The 26420-nt window shown below is 37.3% G+C and carries 27 protein-coding genes and 1 tRNA gene; 11 read left to right on the top strand and 17 right to left on the bottom strand.

Translation table 11 applies throughout. The annotated features are described in order from the left end of the window. The first annotated feature begins 8 nt into the window (after positions 1-8). Complete coding sequence (gene flgN / locus PCNPT3_RS03260; RefSeq protein WP_015464442.1) at positions 9-428, top strand: flagellar protein FlgN; 420 nt, start codon at positions 9-11, stop codon at positions 426-428. On the opposite strand, the gene PCNPT3_RS03255 is transcribed toward flgN, so the two are convergent. After that, positions 429-911 carry an LPP20 family lipoprotein gene (locus tag PCNPT3_RS03255; protein WP_015464441.1) on the bottom strand — a complete coding sequence of 161 codons (483 nt, stop codon included), beginning with the start codon at positions 909-911 and terminating at the stop codon, positions 429-431. A 401-nt stretch (positions 912-1312) separates the two neighbouring features. Continuing rightward, positions 1313-2086: a FlgO family outer membrane protein gene (locus PCNPT3_RS03250; protein ID WP_015464440.1), complete on the bottom strand. Its 774-nt coding sequence runs from the start codon at positions 2084-2086 to the stop codon at positions 1313-1315. 339 nt (positions 2087-2425) lie between these two features. On the opposite strand from PCNPT3_RS03250, the gene PCNPT3_RS03245 reads away from it, so the two are divergent. Further along, a tRNA-Arg gene (locus PCNPT3_RS03245) sits at positions 2426-2501 on the top strand. A 442-nt stretch (positions 2502-2943) separates the two neighbouring features. Here the strand turns inward: PCNPT3_RS03245 and PCNPT3_RS03240 are convergent. The 6 genes from PCNPT3_RS03240 to PCNPT3_RS03215 form a co-directional block, all read right to left on the bottom strand. Continuing rightward, the gene (locus PCNPT3_RS03240) at positions 2944-3492 is read right to left on the bottom strand and encodes a disulfide bond formation protein B (protein WP_015464439.1); all 549 of its coding nucleotides are present in this window, start codon (positions 3490-3492) and stop codon (positions 2944-2946) included. Positions 3493-3502: 10 nt separating this feature from the next. Beyond that, a complete protein-coding gene (locus PCNPT3_RS14240; RefSeq protein ID WP_041771251.1) occupies positions 3503-3658 on the bottom strand; it encodes a DUF5993 family protein in 156 nt (51 codons plus the stop codon). Positions 3659-5385: 1727 nt separating this feature from the next. After that, positions 5386-6711, bottom strand: a complete 1326-nt coding sequence (locus tag PCNPT3_RS03230) for a DEAD/DEAH box helicase (protein WP_015464438.1) — start codon at positions 6709-6711, stop codon at positions 5386-5388. 188 nt (positions 6712-6899) lie between these two features. Beyond that, positions 6900-7202, bottom strand: a complete 303-nt coding sequence (locus tag PCNPT3_RS03225; protein WP_015464437.1) for a YfcZ/YiiS family protein — start codon at positions 7200-7202, stop codon at positions 6900-6902. A gap of 161 nt (positions 7203-7363) precedes the next feature. Continuing rightward, positions 7364-9016, bottom strand: coding sequence for a phosphoglucomutase (alpha-D-glucose-1,6-bisphosphate-dependent) (gene pgm, locus PCNPT3_RS03220; protein WP_015464436.1), 1653 nt, complete (start codon positions 9014-9016; stop codon positions 7364-7366). A 56-nt stretch (positions 9017-9072) separates the two neighbouring features. Next, on the bottom strand, positions 9073-9714 hold the full coding sequence (locus PCNPT3_RS03215; protein ID WP_015464435.1) for a regulatory protein: 642 nt from the start codon (positions 9712-9714) through the stop codon (positions 9073-9075). Between the two features lie 134 nt (positions 9715-9848). Between PCNPT3_RS03215 and PCNPT3_RS03210 the strand changes: the two genes are divergently transcribed. The 5 genes from PCNPT3_RS03210 to fur all read left to right on the top strand — a co-directional run bounded on the left by PCNPT3_RS03210 (position 9849) and on the right by fur (position 12249). Beyond that, a complete protein-coding gene (locus tag PCNPT3_RS03210) occupies positions 9849-10643 on the top strand; it encodes an alpha/beta fold hydrolase (RefSeq protein WP_015464434.1) in 795 nt (264 codons plus the stop codon). A 48-nt stretch (positions 10644-10691) separates the two neighbouring features. Next, positions 10692-10904, top strand: a complete 213-nt coding sequence (locus PCNPT3_RS03205; protein WP_015464433.1) for a DUF2788 domain-containing protein — start codon at positions 10692-10694, stop codon at positions 10902-10904. Between the two features lie 78 nt (positions 10905-10982). Continuing rightward, complete coding sequence (gene ybfE / locus PCNPT3_RS03200) at positions 10983-11252, top strand: LexA regulated protein (RefSeq protein WP_015464432.1); 270 nt, start codon at positions 10983-10985, stop codon at positions 11250-11252. A gap of 19 nt (positions 11253-11271) precedes the next feature. Further along, positions 11272-11799, top strand: a complete 528-nt coding sequence (gene fldA, locus PCNPT3_RS03195) for a flavodoxin FldA (RefSeq protein ID WP_015464431.1) — start codon at positions 11272-11274, stop codon at positions 11797-11799. A gap of 24 nt (positions 11800-11823) precedes the next feature. Then, positions 11824-12249 carry a ferric iron uptake transcriptional regulator gene (gene fur, locus PCNPT3_RS03190; protein WP_015464430.1) on the top strand — a complete coding sequence of 142 codons (426 nt, stop codon included), beginning with the start codon at positions 11824-11826 and terminating at the stop codon, positions 12247-12249. A gap of 132 nt (positions 12250-12381) precedes the next feature. Here fur and PCNPT3_RS03185 read toward each other — a convergent pair whose 3' ends face one another. The 4 genes from PCNPT3_RS03185 to clcA form a co-directional block, all read right to left on the bottom strand. Then, positions 12382-12999 carry a trimeric intracellular cation channel family protein gene (locus PCNPT3_RS03185; RefSeq protein WP_015464429.1) on the bottom strand — a complete coding sequence of 206 codons (618 nt, stop codon included), beginning with the start codon at positions 12997-12999 and terminating at the stop codon, positions 12382-12384. 526 nt (positions 13000-13525) lie between these two features. Next, the gene (gene erpA, locus PCNPT3_RS03180) at positions 13526-13873 is read right to left on the bottom strand and encodes an iron-sulfur cluster insertion protein ErpA (protein ID WP_015464428.1); all 348 of its coding nucleotides are present in this window, start codon (positions 13871-13873) and stop codon (positions 13526-13528) included. A 62-nt stretch (positions 13874-13935) separates the two neighbouring features. Further along, positions 13936-14670, bottom strand: a complete 735-nt coding sequence (locus PCNPT3_RS03175) for a DUF6776 family protein (RefSeq protein WP_015464427.1) — start codon at positions 14668-14670, stop codon at positions 13936-13938. Between the two features lie 9 nt (positions 14671-14679). After that, positions 14680-16092: a H(+)/Cl(-) exchange transporter ClcA gene (gene clcA / locus PCNPT3_RS03170; protein ID WP_015464426.1), complete on the bottom strand. Its 1413-nt coding sequence runs from the start codon at positions 16090-16092 to the stop codon at positions 14680-14682. Positions 16093-16272: 180 nt separating this feature from the next. Between clcA and hemL the strand changes: the two genes are divergently transcribed. From hemL to rraB, 4 genes are all read left to right on the top strand, one after another. Next, a complete protein-coding gene (gene hemL, locus PCNPT3_RS03165) occupies positions 16273-17550 on the top strand; it encodes a glutamate-1-semialdehyde 2,1-aminomutase (protein WP_015464425.1) in 1278 nt (425 codons plus the stop codon). A gap of 116 nt (positions 17551-17666) precedes the next feature. Then, positions 17667-19937, top strand: a complete 2271-nt coding sequence (gene parC, locus PCNPT3_RS03160; protein ID WP_015464424.1) for a DNA topoisomerase IV subunit A — start codon at positions 17667-17669, stop codon at positions 19935-19937. Between the two features lies 1 nt (position 19938). Further along, on the top strand, positions 19939-20679 hold the full coding sequence (locus tag PCNPT3_RS03155) for a 1-acylglycerol-3-phosphate O-acyltransferase (RefSeq protein ID WP_015464423.1): 741 nt from the start codon (positions 19939-19941) through the stop codon (positions 20677-20679). A gap of 9 nt (positions 20680-20688) precedes the next feature. Then, positions 20689-21057: a ribonuclease E inhibitor RraB gene (gene rraB, locus PCNPT3_RS03150; RefSeq protein ID WP_015464422.1), complete on the top strand. Its 369-nt coding sequence runs from the start codon at positions 20689-20691 to the stop codon at positions 21055-21057. A gap of 66 nt (positions 21058-21123) precedes the next feature. Here rraB and PCNPT3_RS03145 read toward each other — a convergent pair whose 3' ends face one another. The 5 genes from PCNPT3_RS03145 to PCNPT3_RS03125 all read right to left on the bottom strand — a co-directional run bounded on the left by PCNPT3_RS03145 (position 21124) and on the right by PCNPT3_RS03125 (position 26368). Then, entirely contained in the window at positions 21124-21516 is a 393-nt protein-coding gene (locus PCNPT3_RS03145) for a DUF2750 domain-containing protein (protein WP_015464421.1), read from the bottom strand. Position 21517: 1 nt separating this feature from the next. Further along, positions 21518-21781: a ubiquinone biosynthesis accessory factor UbiK gene (ubiK, locus tag PCNPT3_RS03140; protein WP_015464420.1), complete on the bottom strand. Its 264-nt coding sequence runs from the start codon at positions 21779-21781 to the stop codon at positions 21518-21520. A 161-nt stretch (positions 21782-21942) separates the two neighbouring features. After that, positions 21943-23475 (bottom strand): DUF3369 domain-containing protein, encoded by a 1533-nt coding sequence (locus tag PCNPT3_RS03135; protein WP_015464419.1) that lies wholly within the window; start codon positions 23473-23475, stop codon positions 21943-21945. Between the two features lie 8 nt (positions 23476-23483). Beyond that, positions 23484-25175: a sensor histidine kinase gene (locus tag PCNPT3_RS13490; RefSeq protein ID WP_015464418.1), complete on the bottom strand. Its 1692-nt coding sequence runs from the start codon at positions 25173-25175 to the stop codon at positions 23484-23486. A 290-nt stretch (positions 25176-25465) separates the two neighbouring features. Then, positions 25466-26368, bottom strand: a complete 903-nt coding sequence (locus tag PCNPT3_RS03125; protein ID WP_015464417.1) for a TIGR01212 family radical SAM protein — start codon at positions 26366-26368, stop codon at positions 25466-25468. Positions 26369-26420 lie beyond the last annotated feature (52 nt).

Raw genomic sequence — 26420 nt, 5'->3', positions numbered from 1 at the left:
ATTAAACAATGCCTATTGAAAAGCTAAATCGACAATTAATATTAATTAATGAATTGCACCTGATATTGGAGCAAGAAACGACGTGTCTAAAAGAAAAGAGCTTTTCTCATCTCAGTGAAATTTTGAAACAGAAACAACAAAAATTAACTTTAATCGCAGAGCTAGATAGCGTTTTATCGCGTCCGGCCGATTTACAACAAATAGAAAATTCAACAACGGCTCAGGAAATAAAGAAAGAAATTCTTTCTTGCCTTGCTAAATGCCAACATATTAATAGTATTAATGGAAAATTAGTAGAGTTAGGTATGCGCAGTAATAAACATCTGACTCAACTTATCAAGCAAGCAACAGGAAAGAACAGCATCACCTATGATCAAAAAGGGATGCTAAATAGTGGTCAACTTTTAGGTAAAAACATTCAGGCATGATCAATAATAAATCGCTTTCTTACGCGGCTTTGATTGTTCACCTATGATATTTGAATACGGTAACGCTTTCATATCCAGAACTAACTCCGTAATATAAAGTTTACCTTCATGGTAACTTTTTAACACCCGAGCACCTCTAACTAACCCCCGAACCTTACTTCGAACACGAGCGCTTTGTATATGCACACCAGAAAGCTCGGTTTCAGAACTCAGTAACACGCCATATACTTGCTCTGCCATTTCTTTATAAGCATCCAATTTAGATGCTTTGATAGCGTTTAGTATTTTTTCTTCTAAGGTTGCCCCTTTTTGAGTCGCAACAGGTGCATAACCGACAGAGGTAAAGCTATGCACGTCAGTTTGCTCTTTTAGTTCTTCTTGGGTTGGCAATAACATATTATGTGATATTGGCGTACATGAAAAAAGAAACAAAGTACTACAAAGCAATACTGACAACGAGCGATAACATCGATTAATGTTCATTAATATATCCTTGCTAAAAAACGAAAATGGCAATGCTAATCAAGCAAGAATTAAGCCAGCTTCGACTAAAAAAACACTTTTCACCTAAGCATTGCGCTTTTATCGACAAATATAAGTCACTATCTGTTCTTATTTAAAGAGACATCGATAACGGCTACCAGTATTTACGAGTAGTGCTAATAGGAGAGAGTGTAATACAGAATGGATGAGTGATATTAGGAATTTCTCATGTCTACCTGACACTTGAGGCGTCCTTTGACTTACATCTATAGCATAAAGTAGATTTATATATGCTTAGGTATAAAAGCAAAAATGCAACGAGATAGGTTCGTTGCATTTTTTGTTTTTTATTGGCACCTAAATAACACGGCGAATAATACAAAGCTTTCAGTTTGCTAGCGCTATTTAACCAAGTGAACTTGCGCTCGGTTGTTACGTATTTGTTGGCTATTTCTATTATAATATTGATTAGTGCGATAATCGTATTCCCCCCCCACAAACATACCATGAGGAATAAAAGCACTGCTGGTAGATTCCACAATACTAGTATCGGTATTGACGATACGTACATTTAAAATAAGCCCTTCTTCATTGCGAGACATTGTTCCGGTAAAAATACGGCGCACATCTATATTTTTATTTAATCGTTTCCAGTCGCGAGTTAGTGCGAATTCACCTCGTGAGGTGATCTGAATATCTCCCGTCAATTTATAATCGACAACCTGCAATTGGCGGATATGTAATTCATGGATAAATAACTCCGTTACTGTCTGCCCTATCCAGTTGGTTTTTTTATGATCATTCAAATCGACTAGAGATGTTAATGCAATCGCTTCGCCTCTGTATCGAGTGGGAAAGTTAACCAATAATTGGTCGGCCATCTTACTGACAACTTCTGATAAAATCAGTGATTTCTCACCATTAAAAGAATATAACTTGCCGTACCCCTCTACTTGCGAAGTTTCTCCTGGTAAAAAAGCACTTTTACCAGAATTACTATATGAATTAGCAATATAATAATAAAGATACTCGCCATCACGATTATTTTGATTTTCTAATACAGGTTGGTAATTTTGGGGGAGATCACTTGCTGTCGAAACTTGCTCTACAGGCTCAAGAAGAGCGCAGCCCGAAAGAAACAATATAACACTGAATGCCGACAATAATTTTTTCATTCAATACCTACCTAATTATAATTCTAAAGAATGCTATGGATAATTTACTTAGCTTATCGGCACCCGCCCCATAAACTTTAATAAAGTTACACGGATTAAAGCACTTCCTTTCATAAAGTGGCAATATATACCACATCCAAGCTAATACTTACCTAAATACTAAATAAAGCAAAAATCGAGCCAGATTTATTTAGCTATTTTATTACTATAAATTAGCGACCTAATTTGGATATAAAAAAACAAAATAATAAATATCTCTTATTTTTCCCATTTAAAACAAAGCGTTTAAATCTATTGACGCATTTGCATATTCACATAGCTTGAGTATAATCAACGCATCTCTTCATAGCTCAACAGGATAGAGCACCCGCCTCCTAAGCGGATGATTTGGGTTCGAGTCCCGATGAGGAGACCAATTAAAGCAACACAAATAAAACCCAATAATAAACTACAGTTGTTAATTGTTTAAGCGTGTTATTACCATCAACTCTCATTCCCACCTTTAAATTTAATGTCCTAATCCGCATGCTAGATTGCAGTTAAAAAATCACAAATAATTACGTAGATCCTTTGTTAATTTTGTTTTATAAAATTAAAATTAATTTATATCTTATACCAAAGGAATTAATTAAGTTTTCATGTATTGCGCAGGAAAAATTAACCCTAGCAAGGCGTGAGTTGTAGGAGAGTGTTGTTATCACTTCAAAACTCACAACGCAGGGTGGGATAATTTCAACAAGCAAGACGGGTAACCTTTTTAGTTCCTTTGCTATTAGATTAGAATTTTCGACAAAACCTTAGTACCTTGTTCTCGCATATTAATAGAACGGACAATGTATGCTATGTCCGTTTTATATTTAATTAAATAACCAATATTGAATAGGATCAGAGGGGCATTCGAAGGGACCACATTCTGCAAAAGTACTCAACACATTAAGTAGAGTAACGAAAAGTACAAGGGCAATTGCTACTTTACTTAGCACCGGCATTTGTACAAATGTTTGGTACTTTATTTCTTTATATTGTGAAGAAAATGACAACATGACAGCGCTTCCGAATACGATCACAACGAAAGAAATGAATGCCCAAGTATAAAAATGAAAAGAGAAGAAGGGATCACCGTAAAAAGGAGTACCGGGAATAACATGTAGTGAAATTTGTCTAAGAGCGACACCTGCACCAAATAAAGCCCCAAAGATCATAATGCCGTAATGCGATGTTCTTGGGCCATATACAACATTACACAGTAGACCAAATAAAACAGCAACAAATCCAACGCGTTGTAATAAGCATAAAGGACAAGGTAACTCTCCTGCAACAAATTGAGAATAGAAGGCGAACATCAACACAAAAGTGATTGCTATGGCGCCAAGTGCATTAAGTTGTCGTGAAAATGATTGAGTCATATTTTGCATCCTAGAGTAAAATAGAGAGTGAGTCGCTTGCATGATGTGAGAGCCAAAATAAACTCACAATGATAGATAGACTAAAAGCGTAAATAGCCAATTTTCGATTACCTTTTATTGCTAATAAGATAGCGGTGAAATATAAAAAAAATATTAATGTCATCATAAAATTCTCCTTGCTGAGTTATTGCAGGATAATTGTGTTAGCGAATATTTATACTTTCATTAACAGAATCAAAACTGCCGTTATATATGGATATCAATTATCCGGTTCAATATTAAGTACATAAGCACTAAGTGGTATTTAAAACTGTCGTTAGCGGATCATTAACCTCCCCTCTTCTTAACTACTTATTAATAAATTTTATTGTGAAAGACTAGAAATTTAATAGAATAAACCGATATAATCGGGTGCATTCTCGTAACAACTTATACAACACGCAACGGGATACTACTATTTATGTTGAAGCGTGACGGAAAGATCTCATCTTTCGTGAATGCTATTATTTGAGATATCGCACATGGAAATAACATGTCACTTTCTATTTTATGCAAATAAACTTGCCCTATAAAAGAATCAAAAGAGTTGCGCCACTTTTAACTATATTTTATAAATTCTTTGCAGGTGTACGGCGTTATCCCCCTCCTGACTCGTTTATTATTTATAAGACGCAAAATGACCATATCACCATCATCGAAGATGATTCTACGCATTTCCCTAAAAGTAGATAATGGCTAGCATCAAGCCCCTGATTTTTTACAGAAAAAGGTCGACCTCTAAATATTCGTAGATGCCTATCAGCTTAAGGATTAATAAATCGACTTAACAACCCCATCAACCTGTTCACGGCGTCAAAAAAACCAATTTACTTATAATGAATTTAATTTGCTTTCTATTACATTTCTGCTTTTAACTAAATTAATAAAGCTAATAACAAAGCATTTCACACAGCACAATGCATTAACGTAAATTTAACATTAATGTAACACGCGCCATTATAACTTTTTTAAAGAAAAAAACTACACTGCACTTTATCATGTGATACCAAAAGAATTTAATAGAAGATAGGATTTACCCAGTCTCTTGTGCATAGACACTTTAGATGCTCAACTAAAATCTAAAAACATCCAAGCGCGACTTACTTGATCGACTCAATTAATAATTTAAAAAATATTTTGAGCACTATTTTTTACAGTGTGATGGGTTAATCGGGATGTGTTTGTCATCAATATAGTATTTTCAGTAAGCTCACCTTAAGTATTTTTAAAACGCACCACAAAGTGTTTTTAGCCATGTGTAGCATGATAAAATAATATTTTTCAGGAAAAAAATTAATGTCGGAGACGATACGTTCATGAGTATCGTTTGTATTAAAGGAGGGAGGTACTTACATCAAGTGCTTGCTAACGCCACTATAAACACTGATTATCGAGTTTATCCATTCTCCTTGCGAAAAGAAATGAAACAACTCAGTATGGATAAAGAAATATAAAAAAAACAGTACATTTTTGGCAGGGAAATTAAATAAAGTTTGGGTATATTCGAGTAAGTCGCTCTAGATATCCCATAAAACAATTCTATAATGCACTACAACTGAGCCGTAGTGCATTTTAAGATCGGCTTGAATGTCCCGCTAAAATCATCAGTAAAGAAGAGCTAAATATGTACAGAACACTGCACGACGGTTGTTTAAACGCTACCATACACGCAGTATCATGCATAAGTTAAAACTTTTCGTGACGCAACGTCAGCCTCTAAAGTAACAACACAGTGAGCGCGTGCGTGGCTAACAACTGATTAAATCAGCAGTGTAAGCCAAGAGCAGGAACTCTGTCTTAAAATTTGTGTAATTACCTATCATTAACTTTATCGAATATCTTATCGATAGGTGATTACGCAGGCTCATCCATTTTTGGTTTACGGCGCATCGGCGCAAAACCAACATCTTTGGCTTCGTAAAACGTTTTATTAGGCACTGATTTTTGTTTTTTAGCTTTTACTGCCACTTTCTTTTTCTGTGCATTTTGCGCAAATTTATTTTTAGAAACTAACGCCTTCTTAGGAGCCAGTCCTTTAAATTTAGTCTTTATGCCAGCAACATTTGAAAATGAAATGCTTTGTTGTACAAATGCTTCTACTTTTTTAAAATTCAGCCAGTCTTTTGGACCAATAATTGAGATTGCATCACCTGTATCGCCAGCTCGCCCGGTGCGCCCTATACGATGTATGTATTCTTCCGTATGTTTCGGAATATCAAAGTTAATAACATGGCTTACATTTAATAAATCCAATCCTCTTGATGCAATATCCGTGGTCACTAATATTTTCACTTTACCTTTAGAAAAGGTATCCATGATTTTATTACGTTCACTTTGCGCAAGATTGCCATGCAACGCCACTGAGTTGCATTCTTTGTCATTTAAGATAGTACTTAAACGCTCTGTATCTTTACGTGTTGCAGTGAAAATGATCAGTTGTTTAATATTTTCATTTTTTACAAAATGAAATAATAATTTTTCTTTTTGCTTTAAATTATCTGCAAGGTAAAAACGTTGTGTGATTTGACTGTGTTGCTGATTTTCATCCCCGATCGATATACGTACCGGTGATTTTAATAATTGAGTTGCAAAATCATTTACTTCAGCGTGCCCTAATGTCGCAGAAAATAATAATGTTTGACGTAAGCGATGCTTAGCTTCCTCGTTAATGGCTTTGAGTTGCTCCGCAAAACCAAGATCTAACATACGATCCGCTTCATCTAAAATTAATAACTCTAAACCATGAAGATGTAATAAACCTTTCTTAAGGTGATCGACAATACGCCCCGGCGTGCCCACAACAAAATGCGGGTCTCTATCTAGTTGCTTAACTTGATCATTAAAGTTTTCACCGCCTAATACTAACGTTGACTTAAGCTTCGTATTCGACACTAATAAACGTAGCTGCGAGTATACTTGTTTAGCCAGTTCTCGTGTCGGCGTTAATATTAATACGCGAGGATCACGCTTAGTTAACGCGCGGGTTTTCAATACGCGTTGCATCGCCGGCAATAGAAAAGCCATTGTTTTACCCGAACCCGTTTTTGAGGATGCTAATAAGTCTTTTCCAGCAACTGCCAGCGGAATGGCTTCAGCTTGGATCTGTGTTGTTTCTGTAAATCCCAAATGGGCAAGGGATGTAATTAAACGGTTATCAACGGGTAAATCAGCAATGAGCAAAGGACTCTCCAAGTGAGCAATAAAATAATAAGGGGGGTAGTATAACGATTAAGCGATCAAAGAAGAAATGAAGATTGTAAAAATTTAAAAATAGATAAAAATAAGAGCGCTTACCTAAAAAATATTTCTTCAAAAAAACAAAGAAGACAAAAAGAGTTTAAAACACAAACTCTTTTTGTAACATGGGATTAAATAGCACTGAGACCCATTTCGAAGATCAATTTTTCAGCAGTACATTCAAATGTAAAAGTCACTTCAATATGAAAGATTTCCTCTTTTTGAGTTTCTTCTGTACTGATAATAACGCTTTCAAAACGTTTTTTGGCTGCATCTATGTATTTTTTAGCCATTTTGTTAACGCCGTCAAGTGAGCTACCTTTAAACGGTAAAACAAAAACAGTATCGTCCGCATTGATAACACTACCCAACTCTACAAAGCTCCCACACGCTTCACATACATCAGTTGTTTCTGCATTTTTATTTTCGCTCATTATGTATCCTTATTTTTTTGTATATAGATTAATTATAAAAAGACACGCTAAAGTCGTATTCATTCGCCTTTTATGCGACGCCTCTTTTAAAAAAGAAAAATATAAAAGAGAGCCGGTAACGACCGCTTTATATTTCGCTCTTTCATTTTATTTAAAATGCACTAGACGCCTGCATCACTAAAGGCTTGTGCCACTATTTTCTTTGCTTCTTGCTGAATTTTACGTAAATGCGTTTCGCCTAAAAAAGATTCTGCATAAATTTTATAAATGTTTTCGGTGCCAGATGGACGGGCCGCAAACCAACCATTTTTCGTGCTCACTTTTAAACCGCCAATGGCAGCGCCATTACCTGACGCATGGGTGATTTTATCAATGATAACCTCACCTGCAAGCATGCTCGCTGTTACTTGCGCCGCACTTAAATTTGCCAGCACTTCTTTTTGCTCAGGACTTGCTGGCGCATCAATACGCTGATAAATCGGTGTTGAAAACTTTTCCGTAAACTGCGCATAATATTGAGCGGGATCTTTACCCGTCACCGCCACAATTTCAGCGGCTAACAAAGCTAATATAATGCCATCTTTATCGGTGCTCCATACGCGTCCATTTTTACGTAAAAAAGATGCTCCGGCGCTTTCTTCTCCACCAAAACCAAATTTACCACTGTGCAGCCCTTCTACAAACCATTTGAAGCCAACAGGCACTTCTGAGAGCTCTTTGCCAAGATCAGCCACCACTCGGTCAATCATTGAACTAGAAACTAATGTTTTACCTACTATGGTATCGTTTGGCCATTCACTACGATGTGTGAAAAGATAATGTATCGCAACCGCTAAATAGTGGTTAGGGTTTAATAAACCTGCACTCTTCGTCACGATGCCATGCCTGTCATAATCTGGATCATTTGCGATGGCGATATCAAAGTTATCTTTTAATTTGATAAGCCCTGCCATTGCATACGGTGATGAACAATCCATACGAATACGCCCATCTTTATCCAGCGTCATAAAAGAGAACGTCGGATCGACATGATCATTTACCACTGTGATATCTAACGCATATGTTTTAGCGATCACAGCCCAATAATCGAGTCCAGCTCCACCTAATGCGTCTACTCCAATTTTAATGCCTGCTTTAGAAATAGCCTCTAAATCAAGCACATTTTTAAGATCGTCTACATAAGGCTGAATATAATCATAATGCTCAACTAAATCAGATTGCATCGCTTCGGCAAATTCATCCTGTAAAATATCATCCAAATTATCATCCAAAATAGCATTAGCACGATCTTGGATAATTTTAGTCACCTGACTATCTGCAGGGCCACCATGAGGAGGATTATATTTAAAACCACCATCTTCAGGAGGGTTATGCGATGGCGTGATCACAATGCCATCGGCTAAACTTTCAGGATGCGCTTCATTATATTGTAAAATAGCATGAGATATTACCGGCGTTGGCGTATAACCACCGTCTTTTTGTACTACCACTTTAATACCATTAGCCACTAATACTTGCACCGCAGAGGCAAAAGCCGGCTCAGATAAGGCATGCGTATCTTTACCGATAAACATAGGCCCCGTATAACCTTGCTCCTGACGATATTCAGCTAACGCCTGCGTTATCGCTAAAATATGTAACTCAGTAAATGAATTATTAAATGCACTACCTCTGTGCCCAGACGTGCCAAAAGACACTTGCTCTGCATGTAAACTCACGTCGGGTAAATTAAGGTAATATGCGGATACTAACTTGGGAATATCTACTAAATCGCTTGGCGTTGCATGAAGACCTGCTCGTGCATGTATTGTCATAATGTTTTTAGCCCTAAAATATTAAAAAATATACTGTTTATCTTAATAAGAAATCTCTAAATAACGTGTTGAATTTGATCAACCAAATGTGCAGGGTAGCCCATTTCCACCATCATTTTCGTTAATATAATACGTTTTCGCCCGGTATTGGCATTGGTCACCACCCAAAAAGGTGTATGTGGAATTTGACGAGGTTTACTGGCAACAAACTGCGCTAATTCATCGCTATTGTCAGATGCTAACAACGACTCTAAATGTTGCCCTAAATAATCACGAGATCGCCCTTTCGCCGCTTTTGCTGCGCGCACGAAGGCTGCATTATCTTCGTAATACATCGCCGTTAGCATCATTTTGAATTTATTGGTGATCACCGTTTCTTTTTTAAACACATCATGTTCAAACAACATCCGAATACCTTGTGACAACGCAAAAGGCAGAGCCGTTGCTCTCGATTCTATTAGTGGCTCTTCCTGACTCAAAGCCGTATTCACGGTAATATTTTCACGGCTACGCATCGCCACATTAACTATCGCGTCAACAGGCGTTTTATCTTCAGCTCTTTGCACTTGCTCGCTTTGTAAGTCTATTTTAGGTAATGCAAGTAAGCGGCGCAGTATCTGTGACGGCGTTTCGCCAAACTCTTTTATATTCGCCAAAATATATTTATATAAATCGTCTTCTATCTCAATATTTTTCATACAATCACCATCTTACCCGAGTACTTTTCATACTTTCAAAACAATTAAAAACCGTGCAAATATTACAACTGTGTTAAACTTTTAACGCCTAACCTCAATACTTGTCTTTTTATTTTCACTTAAAATCAGATCTTATGCTACTAAATTACCAAATAAAAAAAGCACTTAAACATGACGCGACCGATAAAAGCGAAATTATTTTCCTATTACATGGATTATTTGGCAGTTTAAGCAACCTTGCATTACTCGCTAAACACCTAAATACAACGCACCATATTGTTTTAGTCGACCTGCGTAATCACGGACAAAGCCCGCAAAGTGATAGCATGAGCTACGCTTTAATGGCCGAGGACATTTTTGATCTCGCCGATAGTTTAAACATCAACACCTTTTCATTGGTAGGTCATTCAATGGGCGGAAAAGTAGCAATGGCTTGCGCATTAAGCTCTCCACAACGCATTAACAGCCTCGTAGTGGCAGATATTGCACCCGTTATCTATGAAGACAAACACAGCCCTGTTTTTGAAGCATTAAATTCTCTTGATTTTAGCCAATATAAAACGCGATACGAAGTAAATGAGGCCCTTTCTCAAAAGATTGATAGCGCAGAGGTACGTAGTTTTTTACTCAAGTCATTACATAAAGTAGCACAAGGGTTTATCTTACGCTTTAATCTGAAAACGCTTTATCAACACTATGAGAATATTCGTGATTGGCCATACAAAGATGCGGTTTTTAATAAAAAAATACTGTTTATTAAAGGCGCTGATTCCGATTATATTCTACCAAGTTACCAAAACGACATTTTAAAACAATTCCCACACGCGCAGGCTAAAATTATTCAACAAGCGGATCATTGGTTACATATACAAAAAGCAAAAACATTTAATCGCTTAGTTGAACAATTTTTTCAAAAAAACGCACGGTAATTAAAATAAAGATATGTTATATTCCTCTTTTTGAATGAAGCCTAAATTATGTTACAACAATATACGGATCAAATTGAGACTATTGGCCTCTATGCTTTTTATTTATTGTTGTTTTTATTAATGGGTCTCTCTGTTCAAGATGTATTAAAGCGTAGTAACGTGCCTAAATATGGACGTAATATTGTCTGGGCCGTATTGCTATTTGGTTGTGTTGGCTTTATTTTTAAAGCAATCATAGAGATCCTTTGGACCAACACATAAATTAATAGCAATTAATGACGCTACCTGCAAAATTAATGCAGATAAATAGTTATCATACAATTACTTTTAGGTAGAAAAATGGCAAAAGAATCATCAGATCGTATTACTCACGATCTATTTGCTGATGAGGTACGTCCAGGTAGACCTAAAAGCAATCCTCATTCACGTAAAGTTCAGCTTAAAATGAATAAGCAACAACAAATTTTACGAGATAGAGAAAAAGGTTTAAAACGTATTGAATTAAAAGTTGATAGCACACTGTTTAATGTTCTAAATCAACTGTCGAAAGAGCAAGAAATCAGCCGTGGTGAATTGATTAATCAATTACTACATGCACAATTAAACTAATTTAAAAAGGTAGAAACAAATGGCGAGTGTTGGCATTTTTTTTGGTAGTGACACCGGTAATACTGAAGCTGTTGCAAAAATGATCCAAAAAGAGTTAGGCAAAAATTTAGTTGAAGTTAAAGATATCGCCAAAAGCAGTAAAGAAGAAATTTCTGAATTTAGTTTATTACTTTTTGGTATCCCTACTTGGTACTACGGTGAAGCGCAATGTGATTGGGATGATTTTTTTCCGGATCTTGCTGAAATAGATTTTACAGACAAATTAGTCGCTATTTTTGGCTGTGGCGATCAAGAAGATTATGCAGAATACTTTCTTGATGCTATGGGTCAGCTCGGTGAGATAGTTGAAAGTAAAGGTGCTATTATTATAGGTAATTGGCCAAGCGAAAGTTACGATTTTGAAGCATCAAAAGCCGTTGTTGACGACAAGCACTTTATTGGCCTCGGCATTGATGAAGATAGACAACCAGAACTAACAGCACCCCGCGTTAAAGCATGGTCAAAACAAGTTTTTGACGAAATGTGTTTAGCAGAGCTTGCTGATTGATTGATAAATAGAGAAGGAAACATTATGTCTTTAGAAAATGAAGCATTAAAAGAAGCAGGATTAAAAGTAACTTCTCCTCGGGTTAAAATTTTAAAGTTATTAAAATGGCCTGAAAATCAACACCTTAGCGCAGAAGAGTTATATCAAAAATTACTTGAGCAAGGCGATGAAGTGGGTGTTGCTACCGTTTATCGTGTATTAAACCAATTTGATGATGCCGGCATTGTGACGCGTCATCATTTTGAAGGTGGTAAATCTGTTTTTGAGTTAGCAAATCAAGAGCATCACGATCATCTTGTTTGTCTTAAGTGTGGGCATGTATCAGAGTTTAACGATCCCATTATTGAAAAGCAGCAACAACTGATTGCTGACCACTATGGCATTAAGCTTACTAACCATAGTCTCTACCTTTATGGCGAGCCACTTAATGGAAAATGCGAGCACAAATAAATAATAAAAAGTCCAAACAATTTATTGTTCGGACTTTTTTTATCGTCTATTTCATTCTCCGCAAGTATCCTTACTGACACTTTTAGATCCTGTTGACACCAACTCGTTACAACAAATGCGCTCTACTAGGCGTTAATTAGCACTTAATATCGGCAACGATAAATGCCAATACAAGGCAGCAAGGCGTAGTGATAACGCACCTAATATAGCAATGATCATCACCACTATCGGCTCTAACCCCATATAACTACAACCCACATATAATAACGCCCCAAATAAAGATGCCGTTGCGTAAATCTCTTTTTGCAACACAAAGGGGATCTGACCGGTTAACACATCGCGGATCATGCCGCCAGCAACGCCCGTCACGCAGCCCATAGCAACCACAATAAGCGGTGAAAATCCTAGCAACATCGCTTTTTGCGCGCCAACAACCGTAAAGATAGCTAAACCAAAAGCATCCCACATTAATAATAAATAAGGCGGTACTTTATGTAAACGCCGTAACCATAAAACAGAGACAAGCACGCTAATAAATACCACATAAATATAATTATTATCATGGATCCAAAAAACAGGCGTTGCGCCCATCATGATATCTCGAGACGTGCCCCCACCTACCGCAGTTACTGTGGCGATGACCAAGAGCCCAAAAGGATCCATACGTAATCTTGTTGCCACTATAACACCCGACACAGCGCAACTCATTGTTCCTAACATATCAAATATATAAAGGTAATCTTGCAACATTTAAAAATCCATTTACTGTGAAAAAATACGACAATACGCCTGATAGGCGAAGGTTTCCCAACGTTATAAAGCACGCTAATACTCGAACATATAGGATTTGTATCGGAGAGGCTTTACTTCAGTTAGTGTCAAAGCCTTTTTGTTGATAACAAAACAAAACCGAAAGCAGTATATAGGGCTCAACTTTTATTAAAACACTGAGCCTATAATAAAGTGACCTGCAATAGTTTTTATTTTTCTTTTTTGATACTTATACCCATGACACTTCAAGATACAAAATCAGCAAGCCAGATTAGGCTTCGCTTCTAGGCATAAAATTGAAACATAGTTATTCTATATTGATGTTTTATAACAACACATCAACATAGACGATAAGTTCAATTTGGCGTTCCTTGGGGCGCTAGTTCGTATATCTCCTACGTTGCAACCAATGAAAAGAGAATAACCATGAACAAGGTTTGCGCCTTTAATTGCTATCTTCACTCTCGCCGGATAAAATATCTTGAGCTAACATAGGTATATAACGCTAGATAGAGAAAGAAGACCCACAACCACACGTTGCTGTTGCATTTGGATTGTCGACAAAAAATCGAGAGCCATCTAAACCACTTGTGTAATCAACCGTACCACCCACAAGATATTGTAAACTCATTGAATCTACCACTAATGTTACACCATTTTTCTCAATGAGAGTGTCGCCTTCATTGATTTTCTCATCAAATGTGAAACCATATTGAAAGCCAGAACAGCCACCACCGGTCACATAAACACGTAATTTCATGGCAGGATCTTCATCAACCATTAATCCTTTAACTTGATTAGCAGCACTCTCACTAAAATAAATGGGCAATGCCATTTCTACACCAGAACTCATGGTAACCTCTAAACATGTTTAATTAAGTGTATTATCTAATACCCGACTAATTAGTTCAACTATTATTGAGCCTCCAATAATGGCCGTGTTGGTTTATCATACTCGCTTAAAGGCGTATTTGATTTATTTACAAGCACACGCCAATCATAGCTATGTTCTATTGTTTGGGGCTTGTTGTGCCTATCACCTTGCACATTTAACGTGATCAACACTTCATCAACCTGCATTTCTTCGGGTAACGAAAATGCCCCTTTTAATTTTTGAAAATATTTGAATTTAAACGTATTTTCCGAATTATCGGTGAATTTTTTTAAACTTTTTTTATACAACTTATCCTGCTCGACAAAAGAAACCTGTAACTCAAGTTGACCTTCTAAAAGGCGCTGTCCCTTTTGTAATTGCATTAATACTAGCTCATATTCCCAAAGCATCGAGTGCTTATTTTTTTCAATATTAAAAGAATATATTTTTACCCCACGCTCTTCCTTTTCGGGGGCTATAACCCTTTCATAAAAATATATTTTGTTTTTAGCTTCTGCCAATGTGCTATTTAAACCCTTATTTTTATCTATTAAGGCTTGTATCGCTAATTTATCAAGTTGTGCTTGAATTTCAAAACGCGCTATTTTTTTCACTCGGAGCAACCGATCTTGAGTTTGTTCGGTCAGTTGCTGTTGTGTCTGTAATAATTCAGATTCTAAAATAGTTTGCTTGAATTTTCCTAATAAAAATCCGAGTAAAAGACAAAATAAAGAAACTACTAACCATTTAATAAAGCTTTTCCGTAAGCGTTTCAAGTTAACCTCTTATTTCTTTTTAGATTTAAAGCGAAACATCGCTTTACGTGTTTTATCTGCACGTTTTTGACGCATTGATAAGCGCATAGTACGTTCCAGTAATTGTGTGTAAATAGGGCGACCTCCCAATGCTTGCGCTACCATAGTAGCGCCTAAGCAGGTCACAATAAGTGGCAATATCATTTGATAATTACTGGTCATTTCAATCACCAGTAAAATACCCGTTATCGGGGCGCGTACTGTCGCCGCGAACAACCCCCCCATGCCAGCAATCGCAAAGGTGCCTGGCATACTCACCAGTTCAGGGAAAAATTCATGCGCCCCTAAACCAAATAACATACCAAATAAGGTGCCGAGAGCCAATGTGGGGGCAAAAACACCGCCCGGTGCTCCCGAGCCAAAACTCAGTAATGTAGTAAGGATACGAAATAAAAATATAACAAGCAAACCACCGGCAAAAAACTCACCACCTTCAACCTGCGGAATAAGCTCTAAGCCACTAAACGCAATATGCGGAGATAACACTGATAAAGCGCCAAATACGCCCCCTAAAAACAACCCAACACAAACAAAACGCCAACGCTGATTTTTATGAATAAAAAGATACATATCTTGTGTTGCCAAAATCATTTTATTAAATAATACCCCTAATACGCCAAAACAAAAACCCAGAAGGAGATATAACCATAATGACATTAAATCAGGATGAGAATATTGAGTAACGGTCACCACGGCTTGCTGATCCGTCATAAAACGCATCACAATAGTTGCCATCACAGCGCTAATGAAAACACTTTTTGTCGATGTTAAGCTGTAATTAAATTGTGATCGCATCTCTTCGATAACAAACATAATGCCAGCCAAAGGCGCATTAAAAGCGGCTGCAAGACCGGCAGCGGCCCCTGATGCAAGCAGGGCTTGCGCATCTAATTTATCCATTTTAAAAGTATCAGATATCATTCGGCCTATATTTGCACCTAACTGCACAGAAGGCCCCTCTCTGCCCAACGCCATACCACTGCCCAAAGCAAGTAGTCCACCAAAAAACTTAACAGGAAGCACGCGCTTCCATCGTACGGGGCGCATGCCCTCCATCGCCCCTTCGATTTCTGGAATACCACTGCCTCCAGACTCGGGTGCAAAACGGTGCGTAATGTAAAATGCGAGACCTACCATGACAGATGATATGGGAATGGCCACCAACCAAAGAGGTAAACCCGGTGAGCTATACTGCTCTATTAATTCAACACGAAAAGCACCGATCCAATTAATGCATCGGTCAAAAAAAGCAGAAAGTGCGCCAGCTAAAATACCAATTAATACGGCTAACCAAAGTAATAATGCACTTTTTTTGTTGGTGAAAAAATAACCAACGAGGAATTTGAAAAGGTCTACAAGGATTTGAATTATATTTCGTTTCATAGGAGATAGACTGCTTATTTTAAAAAGTAAAAGGTATAGCGACAAAAAAATGATGATTATATAAAATAAATAAGTAAAAGTAATATGATGTAGGGCATTAAATGTGTTGTTTTCATGTTTTTATGTTTTTAATATATCTGTTATATTGACGCTTTTAATGCCATATAACAAGGATCTTCCATGAGTAACTCACAAACACTCTTCACACGTGCCCAAGATATTATTCCCGGCGGTGTTAATTCACCTGTTCGAGCATTTAATGGTGTCGGTGGAGGTCCTCTCTTTATTGAGCGTGCTGATGGCGCTTATATTTTTGATGCGGATAAAAAGCAATACATTGATTATGTTGGATCATGGGGACCAATGATCTTGGGTCATAACCATCCCGCCATCAAAAAAGCAGTATTAGATGCCGTAGAAAATGGCCTAAGTTTTGGCGCACCGACTGAAATTGAAATTATTATGGCAGAGAAAGTGCGTAGCTTAGTGCCTTCAATGCAACAATTACGTATGGTGAGTTCAGGCACAGAAGCAACCATGAGTGCGATCCGTTTAGCACGTGGTTATACATCGCGTGATAAAATCGTAAAATTTGAGGGTTGTTATCACGGCCATGCCGATTCACTTTTAGTTAAAGCGGGATCTGGCGCTTTAACACTAGGACAACCAAGCTCTCCCGGTATCCCTGCCGATTTTGCCAAACATACGTTAATTGCCGATTATAATGATTTGGCCTCTGTTGAGGCTTTATTTGCAGAGTACCCTGATGATATTTCCTGTATTATTGTGGAGCCGGTAGCTGGAAATATGAACTGTATTTTACCACAACCTGGTTTTTTACAAGGCTTGCGTAAAATATGTGACAAATATAATGCACTATTTATTATTGATGAAGTAATGACTGGCTTTCGGGTCGCTTTAGGGGGTGCACAAGCTTATTATGATGTGATCCCAGATCTAACCACACTTGGAAAAGTGATTGGTGGCGGAATGCCTGTTGGCGCCTTTGGTGGTAAAAAAGAGATCATGCAACACATTGCTCCAACCGGCCCAGTTTATCAAGCAGGCACGCTCTCAGGAAACCCTATTGCTATGGCGGCGGGTTTAGCTGCTTTAACTGCGTTAGATACTCCAAATTATAAACAGCTGGCACAAAAAACCGAAAAACTGGCATTAGGCTTACAACGTGTTGCCAAAGAAGAAAATGTCGCATTGAGTGTTAATTATGTGGGTGGGATGTTTGGCTTCTTTTTTACTGAACAAGAGCAGGTTACAAACTTCGAGCAGGTGTGCAACTGTGATGTCGATAAATTCAAAAAATTCTTTCACTTGATGTTAAATGAGGGAATATACCTTGCACCCTCTTCCTTTGAAGCAGGATTTTTATCTTTAGCACATAGCGATCAAGATATTGAAAATACTTTGATAGCCGCTAAAAAAGCGTTTGCACAGTTATAATTTTTTAAGGCAGTGCTATTAAACTGCCTCTTTAATCTTTGATGCGGGGATATACGTTATATACCTTTTTATAACGTTATCCCCCTTTTATCTTTCGTTAAACAAGGTCATTAACCATGAGTGACAAACAAAATTTAAGCTTACAAGGGATAGAACAACTCCCTTTAGCTAAATTTACCGAAGAAGCTTACTTAAACTATTCCATGTATGTGATCATGGATAGAGCATTACCACATATCGGTGATGGCTTAAAACCCGTGCAACGCCGCATCATTTTTGCCATGTCCGAATTAGGCTTATCGGCACTTTCCAAACATAAAAAATCAGCACGTACTGTCGGTGACGTACTAGGTAAATACCATCCTCATGGAGATAGTGCTTGTTATGAAGCCATGGTATTAATGGCGCAACCATTTTCATATCGCTACCCTCTGATTGATGGCCAAGGTAACTGGGGCGCCCCCGATGATCCTAAATCATTTGCTGCGATGCGTTACACTGAATCTCGATTATCTAAATTTTCAGAGTTATTACTCTCTGAAATAGCGCAAGGTACAACAGACTGGAAACCTAACTTCGATGGCACATTACAAGAGCCTGAGTTACTGCCCGCGCGTTTACCTCATATATTACTAAATGGTATCACCGGTATTGCCGTCGGAATGGCAACCGATGTCCCTCCGCATAATCTGCGCGAAGTAGCAGAAGCCTGCTTACATATTATTGATCATCCTAAAGCGACACTGAGCGATATATTAGAGTTCGTACAAGGCCCCGATTATCCGACTGAAGCTGAAATCATTACCCCGCGTCATGAAATTAAAAGAATATACACATCGGGTCGTGGAAGTTTTAAAAGTCGCGCTGTTTACCACATGGAAGAGGGTGATATTGTCATCAGTGCATTACCGCACCGCGTCTCTGGTGGGAAAATATTAAAAGATATTGCTAAGCAGATGATCGATAAAAAGTTGCCGATGGTTGCCGACTTACGTGATGAATCCGATCGTAATCATCCGACTCGTTTAGTTATTGTGCCACGCTCAAAACGCATCGACACTGAAGCTTTAATGCATCATTTATTTGCATCCACTGATTTAGAAGTTAATCATAAAGTTAACTTAAATATGATTGGTTTAGATAAGCGCCCACAAGTCAAAGGGCTACTTAAGATATTAAATGAATGGCTCGTGTATCGTAAGCGCACAGTGCGCAGGCGCTTACAATTTAGACTCGACAAAATCGAAACACGCTTACATCTATTAGAGGGGCTATTAATTGCCTACTTAAATATTGATGAAGTCATCGAAATCATCCGTAATTATGATGATTCAAAAGCGGAGTTGATCACTCGATTTGATCTTTCGGAACGTCAAGCTCATGCCATTTTAGAGATAAAATTACGTCAACTAGCAAAACTAGAAGAGATTCAAATTCGTTCAGAAATGAGCGACTTAAATACCGAAAAAGACAAACTTCTTCTTTTATTAAACTCCGAACGTCGCTTTAATACGTTACTCAAAAAAGAGATAAAAGCAGATGCACTTAATTATGGCGACGCGAGGCGATCGCCTCTTGTTGAACGCTTAGAAGCGAAAGCGTTAACGGAAAAAGAACTGCTTCCTAATGAGCAGATCAGCGTGATTTTATCGCGACAAGGCTGGATCCGTTCCGCTAAAGGCCATGATGTAGATGCCCAAGCTCTGAATTATAAAACCGGTGATGAGTTCTTGATCAGCGCCCAAGGTTGCAGCAATCAAAGTGCGATATTTATTGATGCCAGTGGACGCGCCTATTCACTCGACGCACATTCACTGCCTTCTGCACGCTCTCAAGGCGAGCCATTAACCGGTCGCTTTAATCAAAATGAACAATGTGCGTTTGTGAGTGTGCTACTCGGTGATGACAACGACCAATATATTATTAGTAGCGATCATGGTTATGGTTTTATTGCTAAATTTAGTGATATCAATAGTCGTAATAAAAATGGTAAAGCACTTATTAACCTAAGTGAAAATGCCTATTTACTACCCGTTCAAAAACTCAGTAACAATGCAGATGATTTATGTTTAACCATTAGTAATGAAGGACGGATGCTGATATTCCCAGTAAATAGTTTACCGAACTTAAGCCGTGGTAAAGGCAATAAAATGATCAACATCATGGGCGCAAAAGCGACTAAACGTGAAGAATTTGTTACCATGTTACGGATCATTCCAAAAGAAGGCTCTGTTACGTTACATGCTGGAAAACGGAAACTCACACTAAAAGCAAGTGATTTAGTGGCTTATCAAGGTGAACGAGGCCGTCGAGGCGGAAAGTTACCACGCGGTTTACAACGTGTAGACAATATTGACGTTATTAAAATGTCCGAAGAAGAGAGTTAAAATGTTATTTATCATTCGCTTTATCATGCTTACTTTTACTATTATAGGGCTAAGCATTTATTCTATTTTTTATTGCGCATTAAGCCCCCGCAATCCTAAAAACACCTATCATTTTGCAATATTATTTAGCAAAATGGCTTGGATGGTCGGCTTAAAAGTCACTTATCGTGTGCCTGAAAATGCCAAAAACTATGGTCCTGCCGTTTATATAGCAAACCATCAAAATAGTTACGACATGATCACGACCACTGGCGCGGTGCAACCGAACGCCGTGACAATTGGTAAAAAAAGTCTCGTTTGGATCCCTTTCTTTGGTATTATTTATTGGTTAACCGGTAATATTTTAATCGATAGAGACAATCCAAAAAAGTCAAAAGATACGATAAAAGATGTAGTGAAACAAATGCATGATAAAAAAATTGCAGTGTGGATCTTCCCTGAAGGTACGCGCAGTAATGGTAAAGGCTTATTACCTTTTAAAATGGGCGCTTTTCATACAGCATTACAAGCGGAGGTGAATATCATTCCCACCGTTGTATCGTGTACCCATCAACAAGTTAAACTTAATCGTTGGGATAATGGCGAAGTCATTGTGGAAATGTTAGATCCCATTGATATTACCCAATATAAAAAACGCGAGATCCGCCGTTTAATGAATGATTCACATGCGCTTATGTTAGCTAAATATGAGCAATTAAATAAAGAAGTTAGACGCTCAGATGACAAAAACTGTTGCGGTTAAGGATTTAAAATGACAATAGAAAATGTAAGCTCAGCAGAGCGATTACAAGAACTTGCAGAAGAAACACAAGATATTGTAGAAGCGGTACTTGAAGATGGTAGTAACCCCGATGCCATTTACATGATTGAGCATCATCTCTCATGTAGTAATTTTGACATCTTAGAAAAAGCGGCCGTTGCCTGCTTTAAAAAAGGCTATGAAGTCACGGACGCTGAAGAATTAGAGCTTGAAGATGGCAGCATTATTCTGGCTTTTGATGTAGTTCTTGAAATGCACTTAGATGAAGAAGATATCTTTGAGGATGTTGAAAAATTATTCCACTTAGCAGAATCTTTTAATATTAATTATGATGGTTGGGGTACTTACCCTGAGCAATAATTGAAAAATGAGATAGCGACATTAGAATACACGTTTATCTATGTCGTTATCTCATGTTGTTATTTTTTAATGTAGTTCTTCAGCTTCATTTTGACTAATATCTTGCGCTTTTTCTAGTAATGAATTTTTTACGACTTGTGCTTCTATTTCAAGACCGTATAAATTCTCATCCCAGTTTAAACCAGCAAAAACTTGTTGTTTTTGCATTCCATCAAGCCATGAATCTAAAAACACGCCCAGCTCAATTGCGGTGATTTTATAATCAGCCCACTCTGAATTTTGTAATTTTTTAGCCAGTTTCTCACTTGACCAAAATAGATACACCGCCTGTGCATCACTATTATCATGTGCGTGGCAATTGGCCCAACCATTATCTTCACTAAAAAGACCATATAAAACTAACGAATCACAGACATCACCAACAAAAGCTTCTGCATTTTTTAAATATTGTTCTTTCATCTTATTTCTCAGCCTTTGGCAATTCAATCAACTTTTCAAATGCATCCATTTTAGCTTCCATCTCCGCTAATTTTTCACGGGTACGTAATAACACATGCGTTTGTACATCAAATTCTTCACGGCTTACCATGTCTAATTTTCCGAGTTGCGCTTGTAATATTTGTTTTATTTTTCTATCTACATCACTACCAAAACTCTTAACACCTTCTGGCATTGAATCTGCAATTTGTTTGGCAATTTCTTCTAATTTTTGCGGATTAAACATGAGTCGCTCCTTAATTTTAAAAGTTATTGTAATTTTTATTACGCTAAAAAGTAACTACTTTCCGAGACTAATTAACGAAAATAAGCCTTTTAACGAAAAAAAATGTTTTTTGGATCTTATCGCCTCGCTCATATGCAACTTTATAAGACATTCTCTCGCACTTATGGATCTAAATTTTGTTGGTAAATTTTAGTAAATGCGCTGTAATTATCAAGGAATAATTGGCATAACTGCGGGTCAAAATGACTGCCCGATGATTTCTGTATTTCATTTTTTGTATCTTCTAATGTCCACGCTTTTTTATAGCAACGCACACTGCATAAAGCATCAAAAACATCGGCTAAGGCAGTTATGCGCCCTTCTAAACTTATTTCTAGCTGGCTTTTCCCATTAGGGTAACCCCTGCCATCCCATTTTTCATGGTGATCAATCGCCAAATTAGATGCCATATTTATAATACAATTATCTGTATCTTTTAAAATTTCCCAGCCTTTGATGACGTGTAATTTCATCTCGTTCCACTCATCTTTATCAAGAGGGCCTTGTTTTTTTAAGATACGATCGGGGACGCCAACTTTTCCAACATCATGTAACTGTGCGGCCAAAAAAATATTTTCACAAAAATAACTATCTTCTCCATTTAATTTGGCTAAAAGGGCCGCATACAATCCAACGCGCATTACGTGTTTTCCCGTTTCTTTTGAGTGCGATTCCATCGTTCCACCCAATAAAGTGATCACTAATGCTTGTGTCTTCGTTAATTCTTTGAGCAACAATATATTTTCATAGCAGAGCAACACATTACGTAAAAACAAATCAATCATATTCACTTCTGTATCATCTAAAACCTGCCGAACCTTAAAGGCAAAAATAGTTTCAACGCCTCTTTTAGACTTGTGAAAATAAATATAATAATCACCATCGTAAAAGTTACACTTTAGTGTCAGTGCCTTATAAAACAAATCTCGCTCTTTAATTTTAAAGTCAATGATCTCATTATGAGAAAATAGATCAACTCGATCACCCTTAGTCGAAAACATATTCAATTTATTTTGCATCTTAGAAATAGCAAATGCTTCTTTGGTGTCTGTTAGTATTTTTGTTGAGCTAATATTTAAGACCAGTTTCATTTGTGAAAAGACAGTGGCCACAAAATTAAATAAATCACCCACAGCCGAGATGTGCGCAATAGAGTCAATTACTTGCTCTAATATACGGCGATGCTTTTGCAGTAAGCAAATGTCTCGATAAGCACGTAAGGAGGTGTAAAAAACAGATTCTAAATCGGCTTGGCGTAATTCTGTTTTATTTTTATAGCCATCAATATCAAAGTCGCGGATAATTTGTTGTTCAGGCGCAAGCCCCGGCTGACCGGTGCGTAAAATAATACGCGTAAAACGATTATTCATATCTTGGCGAATAAACCGAGCCACCTTTAGTCCTGCATGGTCACTTTCCATGACCACATCAAGTAATACAAGTGCATAAGCTTCATTATTTGATAACAACTCACACGCTTGTGTTGCTGAATAGGCATGAAAAAAACGCATTTTTTTATCTTCAAACATAAATCGTTTCATGCTCAAAGTGGTACTCAAATGTACATCCTCTTCATCATCAACAATCAAAATGTTGTAATATTCACTTTTTTTATTTGTTTTTATTACCTCAGTTTCTTTTGCTAACCAATCCACATATACTCCTATAGCCCTTCACTGGGCTGCCTTTTAAATGGAAATTTAACTAAAAATACACTGCCTTTTCCAAGCTCAGACTGACATGTAATTCTGCCTTTAAGTTGATGCACTACTAAATTGTATACAATACTAAGGCCCAAACCACTGCCTCCATTACCTCTTTTTGTCGTATAAAAAGGTTCAAATATTTTTTTACACACATCCGGCGCCATTCCCAGGCCATTATCGGATACCGTTAATAACATAACGCCTTTTTCATACTCCAAATTAAAAATTATTTTTCCTTCTTTTTGTCCTTGAGAAAATCCATGGATAAAAGCATTCATCACTAAGTTCGTCGTGATTTGAGAAATAGCCCCCGGAAGAGTTTCTATTAAGGGCTCGTTTTTAGGATCTGCTATTGTAATTTCAAGACTGATCGCACTGCCTTTTAGCGCGTGCTGTAAACTTAAAAATACTTCTTGTAAATATTCACTCATTTTGAAAATGCGTACATCTTCACAGCACTGATCCACTGCGATTAATTTAAAACTACTAATGAGCTTTGCTGCACGCTGTAAATTAGTCAATAATAACCGGCAACTTTGCTCACAATCTACCCCATACATTTCTAATTCAGAGCGCTTAAGTTGATCGTTTTCTAGTGACTTTAATAAAGACTGCGTTTCATCTTGAAGGTGAGACGCTATCGTAAGCCCAACACCTAATGGGGTATTAACTTCATGCGCAATACCGCTCACTAAATTTCCAAGTGAAGCCATTTTTTCAGATTCAACCAATTGATTTTTAGTGGCCTCCATTTCATGCATTACGCTTTTTAAATTTTCCCTGTTTTCAAAGAGATCAAACGTACGGTCGGCAACTTTTTTACGCAATGATTTTACAAATAACGTGTTTATTTGTTTGCTCATATGCAGGTTATATAGCATTAACAAAAATAAAACCAAAAACAAAAGAAAACTTAAACAAACACTGTATTGATTAATTAGCCTGAAAAGATGTAATCGTTGTAGGCTACGTTGCTCAGATGCCTGTAATAACTCATTGAGACTATTGAGCAATGTTGATTTTTCTTGTAAGTAGGCTTTGCCATAAAGTAATGGAAATGCAGGGAGAGTATTATTTTTTATGCTGTGATTATTTTGTTTTTGGGGGTAAACCGATACCAATTTAAACGCATTTAGTTCTCGCATTATAAGTTTTTTAAAACTTTCTTGTATCTGTGCTAATAACAGATTTTCTGCCTCAGTTTTCTTTTCTTCCTGTAAAGTATAATTAATCTCACAAGGTTGTTGCTTTATTTTTAGTGTTTCTAAACTTATTTTAGACTCTAATAATTGCGTATAAATATTGATTTTACTATGTTTATCAATACTATGCTTATCAATGCTATGTTTATGAATACTATGTGATGCGTTATTTTCGCATAAATGCTGTAACGTTTTTTTATAGGAATAAAAATATCGGGGATCAGAATTTACTCGATAAGCCAGTGAGAGCATGGTCATTTGGTCACTATATAAACGCAAATGTTCGATAAAGGAATTGGTCACCTGACGATTTTTTTCAGTCAAACGGAGCTTTCCCATACTCGATATAGAAGCGTAAAATAAAACGCCCAATAGTATTACGCAGGTAATAGCGGCCCAATGCAGAGGCAACAAATCACTTTTTTTAAGAATAAACAGCTTTTTCATCGCGCCCCCTACATTAACTATGTAATTCATTTTAATGAATTAATAGCAATTTGTATGAAAAACACACTCACTATGCGATCTGGTACGATTTAAGCTGAAATATATATACTCATGATACTTCCGATACAAAATCAGCAAGCCAGATAGGGCTTAGCTCTTAGTCATACAATTGAAACAAAGTTATTCTACATTGATATTTTATGCCAACACCTCAACATCAAAGGTAAGTTCAGCCACTATTCGAACTAGTACCGGATAAAGCATTTTGGGATAACATGGGTAGCTCTTATTTATTGGGACCCTTGGCCTCCTGATTGTTGCATTAGTTGGCACATTCTATTTTGTACTGGCCAGCGTTTTTCACACCATAAAGGGGCTAATAATTCGCTTATTTTGGCAGTGGCAGATATCCGGTGGTAAACAACGTCTAACGGCGTCTTTTGAATAAGTTGTACTGCAATTTGACTGTATTGTTCTAATGATAGTGTATTTATACGCCCCCGTTGCCAAACTTTGGCCATTGTAGCCCCGCGAACGATATGTAACGGGTGTAATTTTAACCCATCAACACCTATTTCAATAACGCGCTGTAAACTGTCGACGTTCTCAGCACAACCTTCATTAGGCAAACCGATTATCAAGTGAGTGCAGACTTTGATGCCTCTTTGTCGTGCTTTTTTACACACTTTTTCATACGACGCGAAATCATGGCCTCTATTGATATGTTTTAACGTTTTATCATGGGCGCTCTGCAGGCCAAGCTCTAGCCATACCTCATAACCTCGCATCAAGTAACTACTCAGTAAGTTTAAAACGGCATCCGACACACAATCAGGGCGAGTACCCACGCACAATCCTACGATGCTACTGTCAGCAACCGCTTGCTCATATAAGCTCGCAAGTAGCTCTATTTCAGCATAAGTACTAGTATATGCCTGAAAATAGGCAATGAATTTTTTTGCTTTATGTTGCACTTCGGCGCGACGTAATTGCAATTGCATCTTGATACTTTGTTGCGCTTGCGTTTCATCAGCGAAGGCTGCTACATTACAAAAGGTGCATCCTCCTTTACCTATCGTGCCATCTCGATTTGGACAACTGAAATCACCATGTAAGGTCAGCTTATGGATTTTTTCACCATAGCGTTTTTTAAAATCCAAACCAATTGTATTAACAAAATCCGTTAATTGCATAAAACATACTTCATTACGTAAAAGATAACTATACCCATAATACTTAAATACA

The organism is Psychromonas sp. CNPT3, from assembly GCF_000153405.2.
In the GTDB taxonomy this organism is placed as follows: Bacteria; Pseudomonadota; Gammaproteobacteria; order Enterobacterales; family Psychromonadaceae; genus Psychromonas.
This window is presented reverse-complemented; position numbering and strand designations above follow the sequence as displayed.

Bases quoted from the DNA above. Each gene is read 5' to 3' on its own strand.
- flgN (WP_015464442.1), top strand. From the start codon at position 9: ATGCCTATTGAAAAGCTAAATCGACAATTAATATTAATTAATGAATTG.
- PCNPT3_RS03255 (WP_015464441.1), bottom strand. From the start codon at position 911: ATGAACATTAATCGATGTTATCGCTCGTTGTCAGTATTGCTTTGTAGT.
- PCNPT3_RS03250 (WP_015464440.1), bottom strand. From the start codon at position 2,086: ATGAAAAAATTATTGTCGGCATTCAGTGTTATATTGTTTCTTTCGGGC.
- PCNPT3_RS03240 (WP_015464439.1), bottom strand. From the start codon at position 3,492: ATGACTCAATCATTTTCACGACAACTTAATGCACTTGGCGCCATAGCA.
- PCNPT3_RS14240 (WP_041771251.1), bottom strand. From the start codon at position 3,658: ATGATGACATTAATATTTTTTTTATATTTCACCGCTATCTTATTAGCA.
- PCNPT3_RS03225 (WP_015464437.1), bottom strand. From the start codon at position 7,202: ATGAGCGAAAATAAAAATGCAGAAACAACTGATGTATGTGAAGCGTGT.
- pgm (WP_015464436.1), bottom strand. From the start codon at position 9,016: ATGACAATACATGCACGAGCAGGTCTTCATGCAACGCCAAGCGATTTA.
- PCNPT3_RS03215 (WP_015464435.1), bottom strand. From the start codon at position 9,714: ATGAAAAATATTGAGATAGAAGACGATTTATATAAATATATTTTGGCG.
- PCNPT3_RS03210 (WP_015464434.1), top strand. From the start codon at position 9,849: ATGCTACTAAATTACCAAATAAAAAAAGCACTTAAACATGACGCGACC.
- PCNPT3_RS03205 (WP_015464433.1), top strand. From the start codon at position 10,692: ATGTTACAACAATATACGGATCAAATTGAGACTATTGGCCTCTATGCT.
- ybfE (WP_015464432.1), top strand. From the start codon at position 10,983: ATGGCAAAAGAATCATCAGATCGTATTACTCACGATCTATTTGCTGAT.
- fldA (WP_015464431.1), top strand. From the start codon at position 11,272: ATGGCGAGTGTTGGCATTTTTTTTGGTAGTGACACCGGTAATACTGAA.
- fur (WP_015464430.1), top strand. From the start codon at position 11,824: ATGTCTTTAGAAAATGAAGCATTAAAAGAAGCAGGATTAAAAGTAACT.
- PCNPT3_RS03185 (WP_015464429.1), bottom strand. From the start codon at position 12,999: ATGTTGCAAGATTACCTTTATATATTTGATATGTTAGGAACAATGAGT.
- erpA (WP_015464428.1), bottom strand. From the start codon at position 13,873: ATGAGTTCTGGTGTAGAAATGGCATTGCCCATTTATTTTAGTGAGAGT.
- clcA (WP_015464426.1), bottom strand. From the start codon at position 16,092: ATGAAACGAAATATAATTCAAATCCTTGTAGACCTTTTCAAATTCCTC.
- hemL (WP_015464425.1), top strand. From the start codon at position 16,273: ATGAGTAACTCACAAACACTCTTCACACGTGCCCAAGATATTATTCCC.
- parC (WP_015464424.1), top strand. From the start codon at position 17,667: ATGAGTGACAAACAAAATTTAAGCTTACAAGGGATAGAACAACTCCCT.
- PCNPT3_RS03155 (WP_015464423.1), top strand. From the start codon at position 19,939: ATGTTATTTATCATTCGCTTTATCATGCTTACTTTTACTATTATAGGG.
- rraB (WP_015464422.1), top strand. From the start codon at position 20,689: ATGACAATAGAAAATGTAAGCTCAGCAGAGCGATTACAAGAACTTGCA.
- PCNPT3_RS03145 (WP_015464421.1), bottom strand. From the start codon at position 21,516: ATGAAAGAACAATATTTAAAAAATGCAGAAGCTTTTGTTGGTGATGTC.
- ubiK (WP_015464420.1), bottom strand. From the start codon at position 21,781: ATGTTTAATCCGCAAAAATTAGAAGAAATTGCCAAACAAATTGCAGAT.
- PCNPT3_RS13490 (WP_015464418.1), bottom strand. From the start codon at position 25,175: ATGAAAAAGCTGTTTATTCTTAAAAAAAGTGATTTGTTGCCTCTGCAT.
- PCNPT3_RS03125 (WP_015464417.1), bottom strand. From the start codon at position 26,368: ATGCAATTAACGGATTTTGTTAATACAATTGGTTTGGATTTTAAAAAA.